Below are 14,183 nucleotides of genomic sequence, written 5' to 3'. Positions count from 1 at the left end.
CCGACTGGGCCGCGCCGCCTGCGGCGTACTGCGGGGCCGCACCTCCAGCGGGCTGGGGTGCGTCGCCTGCGGTGGGCTGGGGGGTGGAGCCGGGGGCCGGGGGGTTGGCTGCGGCTTGGGCTGCTTGCCATCTGTCTTCGGGGGTGGCGCCTGGGTTGAAGGTGGGGTTTTGCGTCATAGGAGTACTCCGGATTCTTAGTTTGTGGTGCTGGTGGTGAGGTCGTAGACGGTGGTGTTGCCGACGGTCTGGGACTGGAAGTTCTCGGCGACCCAGGTGGCGATCTCGCTGGAGGTGCCGTTGCGGCCGCCCATCATCCCGCCGCCACCGCTGCCGATGAAGTAGTGGACCTTGCCCTGGGCAACCAGTTCCTTGAACTCGGCCAGGGACGGCGCCGGGTCGGTGCCGTTGAAGCCGCCGATCGCCATGATCGGTTCACCGGAGGCGATCTGCAGAGGTGCGGCGCCGTTCGCCGTGACCGCCGCGGCCGCCCAGGTGTAGCCCTTGGAACCGTTCTGCAGCAACGTGATCAGCTCACTCGACACTCCACTGATCCCACCACCACCGAGGAACCCACCGACACCACCGCTGCCGCCCATGCCACGCCCGGTCGTCCCGTTCCCCGTCGCACCATCACCCGTCGTGCCGTTCCCGGTAGTCCCGTTTCCGGTGGTCCCGTTCCGGGTGGTGCCGTTCCCGGTCGTGCCGTTCCCGGTCGTACCGTTGCCCGTCGCACCGGTGCCGTTCTGCCCGGGCGGCGTACCCATCTGGCCGCCACCGAAGCCACCGCGGCCAAAGCCACCGCCACCGCCGGGACCGCCACCCATCCCACCGGCGCCTGAAGGCCCAGCGGACGGAAGCGCTCCGGCGTGCGCCGTGCTGATCGTCGACAGCGAGTACGCCGTCGGTCCGGTCAGCGCGCTCACCGCAAGCAGCGCGCCCGCGAACACCCCGGCCCGCCGAGCCGCCGTACGATGCAACTTCAACTCAGGCAGCAACACCAGTGCACCAGCGGCGAGTACGCCGGTCAGCAGCACGACCCACCGCAGCCACGGGTGCCAGGTAGGCGTCTCGGCCAGCAGCCGGAAGCTCCAGCCGGCCGTCAGCAGCGCACCACCGGCCAGCGTTGCCCGAGCCAACCACTGCGAACGACGCCGCCAGAGCACCGCCATCGCGGCACCGATCAGCGCACCGATCGCCGGCGCCAGCGCGATCATGTAGTAGCTGTGGATGATCCCCTGCATGTAGCTGAAGGTCAGCCCGGTGACGACCAGCCAGCCACCCCACAGGATGGCGAACGCCCGCGTCTTGTCGGTCCGCGGCGCCTTGCCCGCAGCAACCACCAGAACGATCGTCGCCAGCAGAGCAGCCGGCAGCAGCCAAGCGATCTGCGAACCGAACTCACCGGTGAACAATCGCTGCAGGCCGGTCGCGCCACCCCAGCCCATGCCGCCGCCGTTCCCGCCACCACCGCCGCCGACCGAGCCGGTCTCGTTGCCGCTCAGCCGACCGAGCCCGTTGTAGCCGAGCGTCAGCTCGAGAATGCTGTTGTTCTGCGAGCCACCGATGTATGGGCGAGCAGACGCCGGCAGGAGCTCCACGATCGCGATCCACCAGCCGGCACTGACGATCAGCGAGACCAGCGCGAGCACGCTGTGCACCAGCCGCTTGCCCAGCTTGGGTTTCCCGGCGATCAGGTACGCCAGACCGAACGCCGGCAGGATCAGGAATGCTTGCAGCATCTTCGTCAGGAACCCGAACCCGACGAGCGCCCCGGCCAGCATCATCCACCGAGCCGCGTGCGCCGAGGAGTCGATCGCCCGCGTCACCGCCCACGCACCGGCGGCCAGCAGCAGGATCAGCAGCGCATCCGGGTTGTTGAAGCGGAACATCAGTACGGCGACCGGCGTCAGCGCGAGGATCGCACCGGCCAGCAACCCGGCGTTCGCCGAGAACCATCGCCGTACCGACACGTACACGAAGCCGACACTCGCGACGCCCATCAGCGCCTCGGGGACCAGCATGCTCCAGGTGTTGAACCCGAAGATCCGCCCGGACAGGCCCATCACCCACAACGCCGCCGGCGTCTTGTCCACGGTGATGAAGCTCGACGAGTCGAACGCCCCGAAGAACCAGGCCTTCCAGCTCGTCGACCCGGCCTGGACGGCGGCCGCGTAGTACTCGTTGGCGTAGCCGTTCTTGGACAGTCCCCACAGGTACGCGATCGCGGTCAGCGCCAGTAGGCCGCCGTACAGGATCTTGTCCCGGCTGAGCGTGTACTGGGTGGTGATCGCTCGTGGTCCGGCCCGGCGTGGTGACGCCTCGACGGGATCGGTGAGGGTGGCCATATCAATTACTCCGGGTGTTCTCGAGGACGGGTGGTTCGAAGGTGGGAAGGGTGGGCGCGTCGTCGTCGAAGACCCACGCCTGGAAGAGGCTGAATCGGACCACGGTCGCGGCCAGGTTCGCGATAGTGAGAATGGTGATCTCCACCGCTTGGTGCGGTACGGCGACCGCCGTGTGCAGCAGCCACAACGAGCAGGCGGTCAGGCTCCAGCCGATGCCGAACGCAACGAGACCGCGGAGCTGATGCCGCCACCGGTTCTGCACGCCTTGGACGCCGAAGGTGATCCGCCGGTTGAGAGCGGTGTTGCCGACGGCCGTGATCAGCAGCGACAGAAGGTTCGCCACCTGGGCCGGCATGCCCTGCCGCAGCACGAGATAGAGCAGCGCGTACGCCGCTGTGCTGAGCACCCCGATCGCGCAGAACCGCAGCACCCGCGCGGCCATCGCCGTACGAGGGTCGAGGATCCGCGGGCGACCGTACTTCTGCCGGATCGGCTCCAGGTCGATGCGGCTGCGCATCAGTCGAGCGATCCCCCGCAGATCCTCGCTCACTGTCTTCGCAATCGCGACCCGAGAGTCGAGGTCGTCGACCCAGTCGACCGGGACCTCGTGGATCCGCAGCCCGGCCTTCTCCGCCAGCACCAGCAGCTCGGTGTCGAAGAACCAGCTGGTGTCCTCGATCAGCGGCAGCAGCTCCCGCGCGACATCGGCGCGGATCGCCTTGAAGCCGCACTGGGCGTCGGAGAAGTGTGCGCTCAAGGTTGCCCGTAGCAACAGGTTGTACGAGCGTGAGATGAACTCCCGCTTCGGACGCCGGACCACTCGGGAGCCGTTCGACAACCTGGTGCCGATGGCAACATCACTGTGCCCGGCGAGCAGCGGTGCGACCAACGGCAGCAGCGCGTTCAGGTTGGTGGACAGGTCGACGTCCATGTAGGCGAGCACCTCGGCGGTGCTCTCGGACCAGACCTGCTTCAGCGCGCGGCCGCGACCGGACTGCTCGAGCCGGACGATCCGGACTCCGGGCAGCTCGGCGGACAGCACCGTACCGATCTCATAGGTCGCGTCCGTGCTTCCGTTGTCCGCGATGCAGACCTCGGCCGGAAACGGGAAGGCGGTGTCCAGGAACTCGCGCAGCCGCCTGATGTTCGGACCGAGGTCGTTTTCCTCGTTCTTGACGGGTACGACGATCTCGACCGCTGTGGTCCGTGGTGGAGGTTGTCCGAGTGATTCCGACGTCCAGGTGCGTGCATCGCAAGGCGGGGAGGAAGCCTCGATGCGGGTTTCATCGTGGCTTTCTGCCCGCCGCCGCGAGGTGCGTGTCTGGGCGGCGGAAGCGCCGGAGAACCTCCACCACGGACCACTGTCGTGACCTGGAATCTGCATGTCACCGATGCTGTCCGGCGAACCTTAGTCAGCCCCTGTGCAGCGCTGGCAGTTTCCTGGCAGTAAGGACGCCCAGTCAGCGCGTACGGCGCAACCAGAGCAGACCCAGCACCGGGAGCACCAGCGGCACGAACCCGTACCCCTGCCCGAAGTGCGACCACACCGTCGAATCCGGGAAATCGTCGGGTACGGCGTAACTGAACGCCCCGATCGCGAGCACGCCGATCAGCTCGACCACGATCGCCGCCGTCGCCACCCGCCGGGAGACCTTGGTTGCCTTGGCCAACGCGAAGGTCGCCGCGCAGTAGATCACCGCGGCCAGCGCCGACAGCAGGAAGGCGATCGGCGCCTCGTGGAACTTGGTCGCGATCTGTACGCCGGCCCGGGCGGTGGCGGACAGCGCGAACACGCCGTACACCGCGATCAGGATCCGGCCCGGCCCGTGCCTGGTCGCCACGGGGTCGTGCTGGGTCTCGACGGGGTCGGTCATGTCAGGCGGTCCAGATCTCGTGCAGGCGCAGCTCGACGACCGGGATCACCAGGCAGGCGACCGCCAGCGCACCGGCTCCCCACCGGCTGCTCTCGGCCAGGGCCCACAGCGCGCCGATCGGCAGGATGAGCAGCGAGCCGATCAGGTACCCGATGAAGAACGGTCCCGAGACGTCCCGCGAGGTCCCGGCGAACTGCACGATGCCGATGACCAACTGGGCCAGCAGACCGGCCTCGATCACTCCGAGGACGCCCAGCAGCGTCCAGTTGATCCGCTTGTCCCGCGCGGCCAGCACGATGGCGAACACCATCGCGGCCAGGGAGAGCGCGACCAGCGTCCAGGTGAGCGGTTCGAACACGGACTAGAGGATGTCACCCGGCGTGTAGGCGGCGGCATCGGGGTAGCGCTTGGCGAGCTCGTCGATCTTGGCGACGACCGTGTTCACCTGGGCGACGGCCGCGCCGGTGAAGGACAGCGGCTCGCCGACGATGCCGACGATCTGCTCCTCGGTCAGGCCGAGGCGGCCGTCCTCGCCCAGCCGGTGGAACAGGTCGTTCCCGGCCAGGCCCTTGCGCAGGTCCAGTGCCGTGGCGACCGCGTGCTTCTTGATCACCTCGTGCGCGGTCTCCCGGCCGACACCGTTCTTGACCGCGGCCATCAGCACCTTGGTCGTGGTCAGGAACGGCAGGTACCGCTCGAGCTCGCGCGAAACCACTGCCGGGTACACCCCGAACTCGTCCAGCACGGTCAGGAACGTCTCGAACAACCCGTCCAGCGCGAAGAACGCGTCCGGCAACGCAACCCGGCGTACGACGGAGCAGAAGACGTCACCCTCGTTCCACTGGTTGCCGGCCAGCTCGCCCGCCATCGAGGCGTACCCACGCAGGATGACGGCGAGACCGTTGACCCGCTCGCAGGATCGCGTGTTCATCTTGTGTGGCATCGCCGAGGACCCGACCTGGCCCTCCTTGAACCCCTCGGTGACGAGCTCGTGCCCGGCCATCAGCCGGATCGTGGTCGCCAGGCTCGACGGACCCGCGGCCAGCTGCACCAGCGCCGAGACGACCTCGTAGTCGAGGGACCGCGGGTACACCTGGCCCACGCTGGTCAGCGTCCGGCTGAACCCGAGGTGCGCGGCGATGTCGCTCTCCAGCTGATCCAGCTTCGCCGGGTCGCCGCCGAACAGGTCGAGCATGTCCTGCGACGTACCGACCGGGCCCTTGATGCCACGCATCGGGTACCGCTCGAGCAGCTCCTCGATCCGCGCGATCGCCACCAGCAGCTCGTCCGCCGCCGACGCGAACCGCTTGCCCAGCGTGGTCGCCTGCGCGGCCACGTTGTGCGAGCGCCCGGTCAGCACCAGCGCTGCGTGGTCGGCCGCCTGCTGCCCCAGCCGTACGGCGGTCGCCACCGCGCGGTCCCGGACGAGCTCGAGCCCGGCCCGGATCTGCAGCTGCTCGACGTTCTCGGTCAGGTCCCGGCTCGTCATCCCCTTGTGAATGTGTTCGTGCCCGGCGAGCGCGCTGAACTCCTCGATCCGCGCCTTCACGTCGTGCCGCGTGACCCGCTCGCGGGCCGCGATCGACTCCAGGTCGACCTGGTCGATCACCCGCTCGTAGTCCTCGACGACGCCGTCCGGCACCGCGACCCCGAGCTCCCGCTGAGCCTTCAGCACCGCCACCCAGAGCTTCCGCTCGAGCACGATCTTGTACTCCGGCGACCACAACTGCGCCATCGACAAACTGGCGTAACGGGCGGCGAGAACATTGGGGATCCGGGGCTTGCTGGGCTTCGACACGCCCCTATTCTCCCTGGTCCCGCACGTCGGCTCTTACACGGTCCCGGATCGCAACCGCTCGCGCACCCAGCGCGGCCTCGGGTTCACCCGGCTGTCACTACCGACCACCACCGTGGGAACCGTCTCGTTTCCCCCCGCGGCCGCCCTGACCGCCGCCGCGGCCTCGGGGTCGCGCCAGATGTTCACCCACGAAGCCCGCCCGGCAACCCCGACCGTCATCAGCCGCAGCCGCAGGCAGTACTGGCACCCTGGCCGCCAATAGACGACGGGCTTTCCCCGTCTCGTCGCCTCGGCAGCGCTCACCGACCGTGGAAACACCAACGGCGAGAAGAGGAACCCGAGGAGAACGAACGCCGCCAACTGGACGGCGGCGGGCCCCCACGACCCGTCCGACGCCGCGAAGCCCGCGATCACCACGCCGGCGCCCAGCACGATCAGGGTCAGCTTCCAGCTCCGCAGCACGTAGTCATCGTTCCAGAGCACGCAGAGTGACCCCACGGTCAGCCTCAGCCGGGGTGGTCGTCCCAGGCGACCATCCGGAGGCAGTGCGTGGTCGTTCTCGGCTTGGGCGGGATCCAGTAGGCCAGCTTGCCTTGGGGATCGACGTAGCACTTGGACCTGGCTGTGGTCCGCTCACCGACGGTCGCTGCACTGGTGTAGACGAGCTTGCCGCGGGCGTCGTATCCGCGGGTGATGTACGGCAACGGCGTACTCGGCGGGCCGTCCACGTTCATCTCCAGCGGTCGCACCGGAGCGTAGAAGTAGCCGTCCCGCAGGATCGCCTCGACCGGCTCACCACCGTGCGGAGTGACGGTGATCCGGCGGACCGATTTCAGGTACAGGCCCGTACCCATTCCGCTCGGGTCGACCACGCCGTACATCGGCTGCCCCGCGGACGCCTCCAGGCCGGTGACGAGCTTGCCGTTCTGATCGAAGCCACAGGCGAACCACTCACCCACGAAATACTTGACCAGCCACTGCGTCGCAGCGGCGTCGCGGGGCGGGTTCGTGTACCGGAAACCGTCGATGATCTCCGCCGTCGACGTCGGCGGCTTCGCACTCTCAGGCGTCGCACGCCCAGGCTGCGCTCTACCGATGTTCTTCGGCTGCGTCAGCTCGGGAGCGCACTTGGGTTCGAGCGCGGACCGTTCCGCGTCGCTCAAGGGCGTGAGCTGCGAGGTCGCGAGAGCGCCGCCGACCGGTGGCTGGTCCTTGCCCGGGCGCAGAGCGGGTACGGCGATCGCCGCGCCGGCGACCAGGACGATCGCGGCGGCCGCCGCGAGGGGCACGAGCCGGCGGCGCGTGGGGCTGGTGACCGACTCGTGGTCGACGATGGCGATCAGCTCGTCGCGCTGCCGGTTGCGGGCGGACGGGCGAAGGTCGCGGTCCGGCGGGAGGGTGGGCACAGTGTTCATGGTCGGGTCTCCAGAACCGAAGGAAGGTTGAGCTCACGCAGGCGCTTGCGGGCACGCGACAGGCGCGACTTCACGGTCCCGATCGGGACGTCCAGCGCCACCGCCGCGGCGGCTTGGTCGAGACCGCCCCAGACGCAGAGCTCGACGATGTCGCGCTCGTGCCGGGGCAGCCGTTTCAGCGACTCGCGCGCCGCCCGGATCCGCTGATCGTCGGCGATCCGGCCGACCACTTCCTCGGCGTGGTCGTCGATCTCGCTCGGCAGCAGGTGGGCGGCGGCCAGGGCCCGGCGGTAGCGCTGCTTGGAGCGCCACTCGTTGCGGGCCGTGTAGTCGGCGGTGCGCAGCAGCCAAGGGAGGGCGGAGTCGCGGTCGAGCACGACCTCGGACCGCCGTCGCCAGGCATGCAGGAACACCGCCGAGGTCAAGTCCTCGGCATCGCTCCAGGACGCTGTCCGCCGGTGCAGGAAGTTGTAGATCGCGCGAGCATGCCGGTCGTAGAGCTGGGCGAAGGCGTCCGAGTCACCCGCCGACACCCGGTCCCACAGGTCGGCGTCCGTACTGGCTGACACGATCCCCCTGCCCCTCAGAGCCTGTACGGCGCTCACCCGGCAGATTCCGTCTCGGCGTTACGCATGGGCTTTCCTTCCGGCACATCACGAATGGCTTGTACTCCTGATGTGTCGGACCGAGCGCCCGGGTTCCCGCGGGTTTCGCGTCAGACGGTGATTTCTCCGCGAGCCGCCTTGAGGGCGATATCAGTGCGGTGCTGGGAGCCCTTGATCCGGATCTGGCCGACGGCCGCGTACGCCCGCTGCCGGGCCTCGTCGAGGTCCTTGCCGGTCGCGCTGACCGCCAGCACCCGGCCGCCCGAGGTCACGAGCTCGTCGCCGTCGAGCGCCGTACCCGCGTGGAAGACCCGGACGGTGTCGTCCTCGGCCTGGTCGACGCCGCTGATCACGTCACCGCTGCGCGGGCTGGCCGGGTACTTCTTCGCGGCCACGACGACCGCCACCGAGGCGGCGCTCCGCCAGCACAGGGGCCCGTGATCGGCCAGCTTGCCGGTCGCGGCGGCGTACAGCAGGCCGCCGAGCGGGTTCTTGAGCAACGGCAGCAGCGCCTGCGTCTCCGGGTCGCCGAAGCGGCAGTTGAACTCGATCACGCGGATACCACGAGAGGTCAGCGCGAGACCGGCGTACAGGAGGCCGCTGAACGGCGTACCGCGGTGGTGCAGCTCGTCGACCGTCGGCTGGAGCACCTTCTCGGTGATCTCGGCGACCAGGTCGTCCGGTGCCCAGGGCAACGGTGTGTACGCGCCCATGCCGCCGGTGTTCGGGCCCTCGTCGTTGTCGCCGAGGCGCTTGAAGTCCTGCGCGGGCTGCATCGGCAGCACCGTCGTACCGTCGGTGATCGCGAACAGCGACACCTCGGGCCCGTCCAGGAACTCCTCGATCAGGACCTGCTCGCAGCCGGCCGCGTGCGCCAGCGCCTCGTCCCGGTCGGAGGTGACCACGACGCCCTTCCCCGCGGCCAGGCCGTCGTCCTTCACGACGTACGGCGGCCCGAAGGCGTCGATCGCCTCCGCCGCCTGCTCGGGCGTCGTACACACGTAGGCCCGGCCGGTCGGCACGCTCGCCGCGGCCATCACGTCCTTGGCGAACGCCTTCGAGCCCTCGATCTGCGCGGCCGCGTGGGACGGCCCGAAGACCGCGATCCCGGCGTCGCGGAGCGGATCGGCCAGCCCGGCCACGAGCGGCGCCTCGGGTCCGACCACGACCAGGTCGGCGCCGAGCTCCTTGGCCAGCGCGACGACCGCATCGTGGTCGGAAATGTCCACCGAACGGCAAACGATCGTTTGCCCGTCGTACGCCGGGCGCAACACGGCGATGCCAGGGTTACCCGGGGCCGCGACGACCTGCTCGACCTCAGGGTCCTGGGCCAGCGCCCAGACCAGTGCATGTTCGCGGCCGCCTGAGCCGATCACCAAGACCTTCACGGGCCATCAGCCTAGCGTGCTCCGGCCTGGGCGCTGATCAGTGTCTCGATCGTGCCCACACCGTGGACACCACTCCAGGTGCCCACACCGTGGACACCATTCAAAGGGTCTCCCCTGATCTTGTGCCTCTCCCCTGGTACACCAAGGGAGAAGGCACAACCCGAACGGATCTCCGGCTCTTCTGCTCGGTGTGTGGGTGGTGTCGGCGCGTCTTGGCCGGTCGGCTCAACGCCCCTCGAGCGCATCTGCCTTCGTGGTGTGGGTTGTCTACCGATATGCCCAGGGCAGAACCCGTAAGTCGAACCGATCTCCCTTGGATTGGCCCCACGCCGTCGGGCGGGAGTTCGGGTAGAGGGCGTCACCGCTGTGCGAGACCCCATTGCTGGGGTTGCCCACTGAACTGGTGGGTTGCCCCCTGAAAATCCGAGGGGGCAACCCACCACGTGAGGGGGCAACCCCAGCAATGGGGGGTCGCGCGGGGGTACGGCGACGGTCGAGCGCCGGGTGCCGCCCCCCGATGCCATGACAACCGCACCATTTGTTGACGCGGCACTAAGAGCTGTTGTTGCGGGCGTCGGCTGCGGCGAGGGCGGCACGCATGGCTTCCCGCACCTCGGGTTCCCAGGGGCCGGTCGCGGTCAGTGGGATCTCGGTCATGAAGCGCCGGTCGGGCTCGGGGATCCGGGCGACGACGAGATCGGGGTCGCTGGCCACGGTCGCGTACAGGTTCGGGCCGTCGGCGCCGAACAGGTCTATGGCCACGAGTCGCCCATCCGTGGCGCGCATGATGTTGTCCGGGTTGTCATCCAGCTCAGGTCCGAACCAGGGCAGCTCTCTCCGAGCCCGTTCATGGATACGGCGTACGACGTCAACGAGATCGGCAACCTCCGGCGCCCGCTCGGCGATCGCCCGGTGGAACGCGGCGGCCTCGTGCTCGGGGACGGGTCGGAGCCGTTCCATGATCTGGAGGTCGCCGCCACCAGTGAGACGACGGTGCGCGAACAGTTGCGGAACCTGCCGGGTGTGCGCGGCGTCGCGGTACAGGGCCACCGAATACACGCTGGCCGGATCGAACGGGCTGATCCGCGCCACCGCCGTACCGTCGGGCGAGCGGAGCGCGATCGCCCAGTCGCCGGCCCCGCATCGGGTCCACCCGGCCGCGAGAAGCGTCTGCTCCGCGTCTCGGTGATCTGCCTGCGGCTCCAGGAGAGCGAGCGTCTCACGGTGGGGACCGATCTCCTCCGGCATCACGGCGCCGAGCATAGCCAGAGACATCGCTGTCGATCTCGGTATTTCTCGTTCGTGTAGGGGTAAAGGCGGAAGGAGATGTGTGATGACTGAGGTGTTGGTGGAAGGGCTTGTGATTGGGGAGTCGGCTCGGTGGCGTGAGGGGCGGTTGTGGTGTTCGAACTGGGGGGCGCAGGAGGTGCTGGCGGTTGATGGGGATGGTCGGCGTGAGGTGATGGCTCGGGTGCCGACGACGCTGCCGTTCTCGATTGACTGGCTGCCGGATGGGCGGCTGGTCGTGGTGTCCGGGCCGGAGGGGCTGCTGCTCCGGCAGGAGGCGTCTGGTGAGTTGGTGGTGCACGCGGATCTGTCGGCGTACGGGCTGCTCAACGAGATCGTGGTCGACGGGCGCGGCAACGTCTACGTGAACGGTGGGTGCGACTTCCATCCCGGGGAGGGCGAGCGTCCCGGGTTCATCCTGCTGATCACCCCGGACGGTTCGGTACGCCGGGTGGCGGACGAACTTGCGTTCCCGAACGGCATGGTGATCACGCCCGACAACACGACCCTTGTCATCGCGGAGTCGTTCGCCGGCGTGCTGACGGCGTACGACATCTCCGCGGACGGCTCACTGTCGAACCGCCGCGTCTGGGCCCCCCACACCGGCGACGGCATGGTGATGGACGCTGACGGTGCCATCTGGACGCCCGGCTGGGCGGACGACGCCCCCGCCTGCCTCCGCATCGCCGAAGGCGGCAAGATCCTCGAAACCGTCCCCCTGGAACACGCCGGCTTCGCCTGCACCCTAGGCGGTCCCGACGGCCGAACCCTCTACATCCTGACCGCCGACTGGCACATGCAGGAGTCCTTCGAATCCAACCTCGACCGCCTCCTGACCTCCCGAACCGGCCGCATCCTGACGCACCCGGCACCGGCCCGATCCGCCGGCCACCCATAATCCAGCCACCCGCGCCCCGGCCCGCCTCTGACCTGACCGAGCGCGATCCGCGGCACGCACGATCGGGCCGGCCGTGTTCAGTCGCCCCGATGGGTTCCCGGGGTCTGTCGAGGACGGGCGTGCGCCCACGCTGCGGCGGCAAGCCACACGACGCCGCCGGACACCAGGCCGACCGTGGCACCTGTCCCCACAGCATTGAGGAAGTAGCCGATGAACGCGCCGAGCGCCGACCCGATCAGCAGCGCCACTACCAGCAAGAACGTGGCGTCGCCTCCGTACCCGAGGTCGCGGAGGCGCTTGCGCACGGGAACCCCGCGATCCATGAGGATCAAGAGTTGCGCACTGACGAGAACCGCCAGTACGACGAGCAGTAAGTAGGCGATCGCTCCCACGGGTCAGTAGTGCCAGTAGTTGCGGCCGTCGGCGTTCCAGGGGACGGGGACTGTGGTGCGGTTGGTGAAGGCCATGCCTAGACCCTTGGCGATCTCGACGGTGCGGGAGAGTTGGAGGGCGTAGGGGTGGTTGTTGTCGTCCCACCACTGCTCGAACTGGGTGATGCAGGTCTGGTCGGAGTAGTACGGGTTGGAGCAGGGGTGCGGCGGGAGCCACTTCTGCAGGTGCCGGAAGTTGACCGTGGTGGAGCCGTTCGGCGGCTTGATGGTGCCGGACGCGTCCAGGCAGTAGCCGGCCGCGGGGATGTTCCACTTCACGTAGTGCTGCCGCCCGCCGGCTGACGGGATGTCGGTCAGGTTGGCGCATTCCGCGTCGCCGATCTTCTCGGACATGACCCGCTGGACCTGCGTCAGCGGCCGGCCCGCGCCGTCGTTGTACCCGTCGAGTAGCACCCACTCGCCGTCGTGGATGAAGTGCTCCGCAGACTTCGGCGGCCAGGTCTTCGGATCGCCCCAGGAGATGTCGGCCTCAGTCGCGCTCAACGGCGTCCACGCCCACTGCCCGGCCGCGGTCTGCCCGGCAAAGTATTGCCCAGCCGACCGCTCGAACATCAGCGAGTACTGCCCGTAGTTCTCGGCCGCCGACACACTAGGCTCCGTCGTGCTCGCGTCCGACGTCCGCGGAGCGACGACGGCAACCGCAGCGGCCACAACGGCAGCCACAGTGCAAGCTACGGCGAGTTTCTTGAGCACAGAGTGTGACGTTAGCGCTCAAGGGGTGCAGGTCAGCGGTCGAGCACCTCCCGCAGCTTGGCCGCGAACTCCTCCGGCTTGCCGGGCTGGCCGTACTCGTTGCCGAGGAAGCCACCGTGCCCGCTGGGGAAGACGACCGGCTCGAGATCAAGGCGGGCGGCCGCTGCCTTGCCACCGCGGCCGGCCAGGCAGTTGCCGGACTCCTCGCCGACCCCGATGACGATCCGGTCCTTCGCCTTGCCGAGGGCATCGAAATCCGGCTGGTACGCCGTACAGCCGCGAAGGTTCTGCCCGAGCAGAGCGTCCGTGCGGGAACCGTCGTCCTCGGTCGGCAGCCCGAACATGGCCGGATCAGGCGCCGGCTGCTCGGTGTAGTCGGCCGGGATCTCGCCGTCGTAACTGACGATCGCGATGAACTTGGCCATCCCGGCGCCCATGCCGTCGCGCTGATACGTGTCGTAGATATCGGCGACCGCGGCCAGCGCGGACTCGCTGTCCGGCAGGATCCCGGCCAGTGGCGGCTCGTGCGCGACCAGGGTGTTGATCAGATCGGGCCGTTGCGCGGTCAGGGCCAGCGCATTCACCGCGCCGCCGCTACTGGCGAAGAGGTCGACCGGCCCGGCGTCAAGCGTCTCGATCAGCGCGATCAGGTCGGCGGCATGGTCGTCCGGCGTCAGTTCGGTCAGCTCACCGCTGCGGGCACTCCGCTCCACCCCGCGCGGGTCGTAGGTGACGACGGTCCGGTCGGCGAAGTGTGAGGCCAGGGTCGGGAAGCCGCTCGCACCCATCGGTGAACCGATCATCAGCAGCACCGGCCGGTGGGCGAGATCGCCGCGGATGTCGTACGTCAGCGTGGCTCCGGGAACGTCGATCGTGTGGGTGACGGGCTCGGCCATGACAGCTCCTCTGATCCGGCCCATCCCCCTAGGCTGGGCTCGTGACCGTGAGCCTAGACCGGCTCCAGGCGCACCGAACAGGTCCTCATCCGGCATTTACCCGGAACTCTCCGCGCACCACCTTGCGACCTCGAGCAGGCGATCTGCTTAGCTGGGGGCATGACTGACAAGCCTGAGATCGACTTTCCGGATGGACCGCCGCCGGCGGATCTGGAGATCACCGACATCACCGTGGGTGACGGCGACGAGGCCAAGGCCGGGTCGCGGGTGAACGTGCACTACGTGGGCGTGGCCCACTCGACCGGCGAGGAGTTCGACGCGTCGTACAACCGGGGCGCGCCGCTGGCCTTCCAGCTCGGCGTCGGCCAGGTCATCCAGGGCTGGGACACCGGCGTGCAGGGGATGAAGGTCGGCGGCCGGCGCCAGCTGGTCATCCCGCCGCACCTCGGGTACGGCGACCGCGGCGCCGGCAACGCGATCAAGCCCGGCGAAACCCTCATCTTCGTGGTCGACCTGGTCAGCGTCAGCTGA

At 68.8% G+C, this 14,183-nt stretch carries 15 protein-coding genes; 2 read left to right on the top strand and 13 right to left on the bottom strand.

The window, feature by feature from the left end:
• Window positions 1-195: 195 nt before the first annotated feature.
• The 10 genes from AB0E63_RS16625 to AB0E63_RS16580 form a co-directional block, all read right to left on the bottom strand.
• Entirely contained in the window at window positions 196-2,346 is a 2,151-nt protein-coding gene (locus AB0E63_RS16625; RefSeq protein WP_360366245.1) for a glycosyltransferase family 39 protein, read from the bottom strand.
• A gap of 1 nt (window position 2,347) precedes the next feature.
• Window positions 2,348-3,730: a bifunctional glycosyltransferase family 2/GtrA family protein gene (locus tag AB0E63_RS16620; RefSeq protein ID WP_360366243.1), complete on the bottom strand. Its 1,383-nt coding sequence runs from the start codon at window positions 3,728-3,730 to the stop codon at window positions 2,348-2,350.
• Window positions 3,731-3,806: 76 nt separating this feature from the next.
• The gene (locus AB0E63_RS16615) at window positions 3,807-4,220 is read right to left on the bottom strand and encodes a hypothetical protein (RefSeq protein ID WP_360366241.1); all 414 of its coding nucleotides are present in this window, start codon (window positions 4,218-4,220) and stop codon (window positions 3,807-3,809) included.
• A gap of 1 nt (window position 4,221) precedes the next feature.
• Window positions 4,222-4,578 carry a hypothetical protein gene (locus AB0E63_RS16610; protein ID WP_360366239.1) on the bottom strand — a complete coding sequence of 119 codons (357 nt, stop codon included), beginning with the start codon at window positions 4,576-4,578 and terminating at the stop codon, window positions 4,222-4,224.
• Between the two features lie 3 nt (window positions 4,579-4,581).
• Entirely contained in the window at window positions 4,582-6,018 is a 1,437-nt protein-coding gene (gene purB, locus AB0E63_RS16605; protein ID WP_360366237.1) for an adenylosuccinate lyase, read from the bottom strand.
• A 33-nt stretch (window positions 6,019-6,051) separates the two neighbouring features.
• Entirely contained in the window at window positions 6,052-6,501 is a 450-nt protein-coding gene (locus tag AB0E63_RS16600) for a glutaredoxin domain-containing protein (protein WP_360366235.1), read from the bottom strand.
• A 23-nt stretch (window positions 6,502-6,524) separates the two neighbouring features.
• Window positions 6,525-7,433, bottom strand: a complete 909-nt coding sequence (locus AB0E63_RS16595; protein ID WP_360366233.1) for a hypothetical protein — start codon at window positions 7,431-7,433, stop codon at window positions 6,525-6,527.
• Complete coding sequence (locus AB0E63_RS16590; RefSeq protein ID WP_360366231.1) at window positions 7,430-8,002, bottom strand: RNA polymerase sigma factor; 573 nt, start codon at window positions 8,000-8,002, stop codon at window positions 7,430-7,432. The genes AB0E63_RS16595 and AB0E63_RS16590 overlap by 4 nt, the downstream gene beginning before the upstream one ends.
• Window positions 8,003-8,148: 146 nt before the next feature.
• Complete coding sequence (gene purD, locus AB0E63_RS16585) at window positions 8,149-9,426, bottom strand: phosphoribosylamine--glycine ligase (RefSeq protein ID WP_360366229.1); 1,278 nt, start codon at window positions 9,424-9,426, stop codon at window positions 8,149-8,151.
• 552 nt (window positions 9,427-9,978) lie between these two features.
• On the bottom strand, window positions 9,979-10,701 hold the full coding sequence (locus tag AB0E63_RS16580; RefSeq protein WP_360366227.1) for a hypothetical protein: 723 nt from the start codon (window positions 10,699-10,701) through the stop codon (window positions 9,979-9,981).
• Between the two features lie 58 nt (window positions 10,702-10,759).
• On the opposite strand from AB0E63_RS16580, the gene AB0E63_RS16575 reads away from it, so the two are divergent.
• Window positions 10,760-11,611 (top strand): SMP-30/gluconolactonase/LRE family protein, encoded by an 852-nt coding sequence (locus AB0E63_RS16575; RefSeq protein ID WP_360366225.1) that lies wholly within the window; start codon window positions 10,760-10,762, stop codon window positions 11,609-11,611.
• Between the two features lie 77 nt (window positions 11,612-11,688).
• On the opposite strand, the gene AB0E63_RS16570 is transcribed toward AB0E63_RS16575, so the two are convergent.
• The 3 genes from AB0E63_RS16570 to AB0E63_RS16560 form a co-directional block, all read right to left on the bottom strand.
• Complete coding sequence (locus tag AB0E63_RS16570) at window positions 11,689-12,003, bottom strand: hypothetical protein (protein WP_360366224.1); 315 nt, start codon at window positions 12,001-12,003, stop codon at window positions 11,689-11,691.
• 3 nt (window positions 12,004-12,006) lie between these two features.
• A complete protein-coding gene (locus tag AB0E63_RS16565) occupies window positions 12,007-12,726 on the bottom strand; it encodes a hypothetical protein (protein WP_360366222.1) in 720 nt (239 codons plus the stop codon).
• A gap of 62 nt (window positions 12,727-12,788) precedes the next feature.
• On the bottom strand, window positions 12,789-13,652 hold the full coding sequence (locus tag AB0E63_RS16560; RefSeq protein WP_360366220.1) for an alpha/beta hydrolase: 864 nt from the start codon (window positions 13,650-13,652) through the stop codon (window positions 12,789-12,791).
• Between the two features lie 159 nt (window positions 13,653-13,811).
• Between AB0E63_RS16560 and AB0E63_RS16555 the strand changes: the two genes are divergently transcribed.
• Window positions 13,812-14,183 carry an FKBP-type peptidyl-prolyl cis-trans isomerase gene (locus tag AB0E63_RS16555; RefSeq protein ID WP_360366218.1) on the top strand — a complete coding sequence of 124 codons (372 nt, stop codon included), beginning with the start codon at window positions 13,812-13,814 and terminating at the stop codon, window positions 14,181-14,183.

It is taken from the genome of Kribbella sp. NPDC026596 (assembly GCF_040638415.1).
In the GTDB taxonomy this organism is placed as follows: domain Bacteria; phylum Actinomycetota; class Actinomycetes; order Propionibacteriales; family Kribbellaceae; genus Kribbella.
Note: the sequence above shows the minus strand (reverse complement) of the source record. Positions and strands in the feature narration are given on the sequence as shown.

What these genes read in the sequence shown, in the direction of transcription:
- AB0E63_RS16625 (WP_360366245.1), bottom strand. Translation starts at nt 2,346, where the DNA reads ATGGCCACCCTCACCGATCCCGTCGAGGCGTCACCACGCCGGGCCGGA.
- AB0E63_RS16620 (WP_360366243.1), bottom strand. Translation starts at nt 3,730, where the DNA reads ATGCAGATTCCAGGTCACGACAGTGGTCCGTGGTGGAGGTTCTCCGGC.
- AB0E63_RS16615 (WP_360366241.1), bottom strand. Translation starts at nt 4,220, where the DNA reads ATGACCGACCCCGTCGAGACCCAGCACGACCCCGTGGCGACCAGGCAC.
- AB0E63_RS16595 (WP_360366233.1), bottom strand. Translation starts at nt 7,433, where the DNA reads ATGAACACTGTGCCCACCCTCCCGCCGGACCGCGACCTTCGCCCGTCC.
- AB0E63_RS16580 (WP_360366227.1), bottom strand. Translation starts at nt 10,701, where the DNA reads ATGTCTCTGGCTATGCTCGGCGCCGTGATGCCGGAGGAGATCGGTCCC.
- AB0E63_RS16575 (WP_360366225.1), top strand. Translation starts at nt 10,760, where the DNA reads ATGACTGAGGTGTTGGTGGAAGGGCTTGTGATTGGGGAGTCGGCTCGG.
- AB0E63_RS16560 (WP_360366220.1), bottom strand. Translation starts at nt 13,652, where the DNA reads ATGGCCGAGCCCGTCACCCACACGATCGACGTTCCCGGAGCCACGCTG.
- AB0E63_RS16555 (WP_360366218.1), top strand. Translation starts at nt 13,812, where the DNA reads ATGACTGACAAGCCTGAGATCGACTTTCCGGATGGACCGCCGCCGGCG.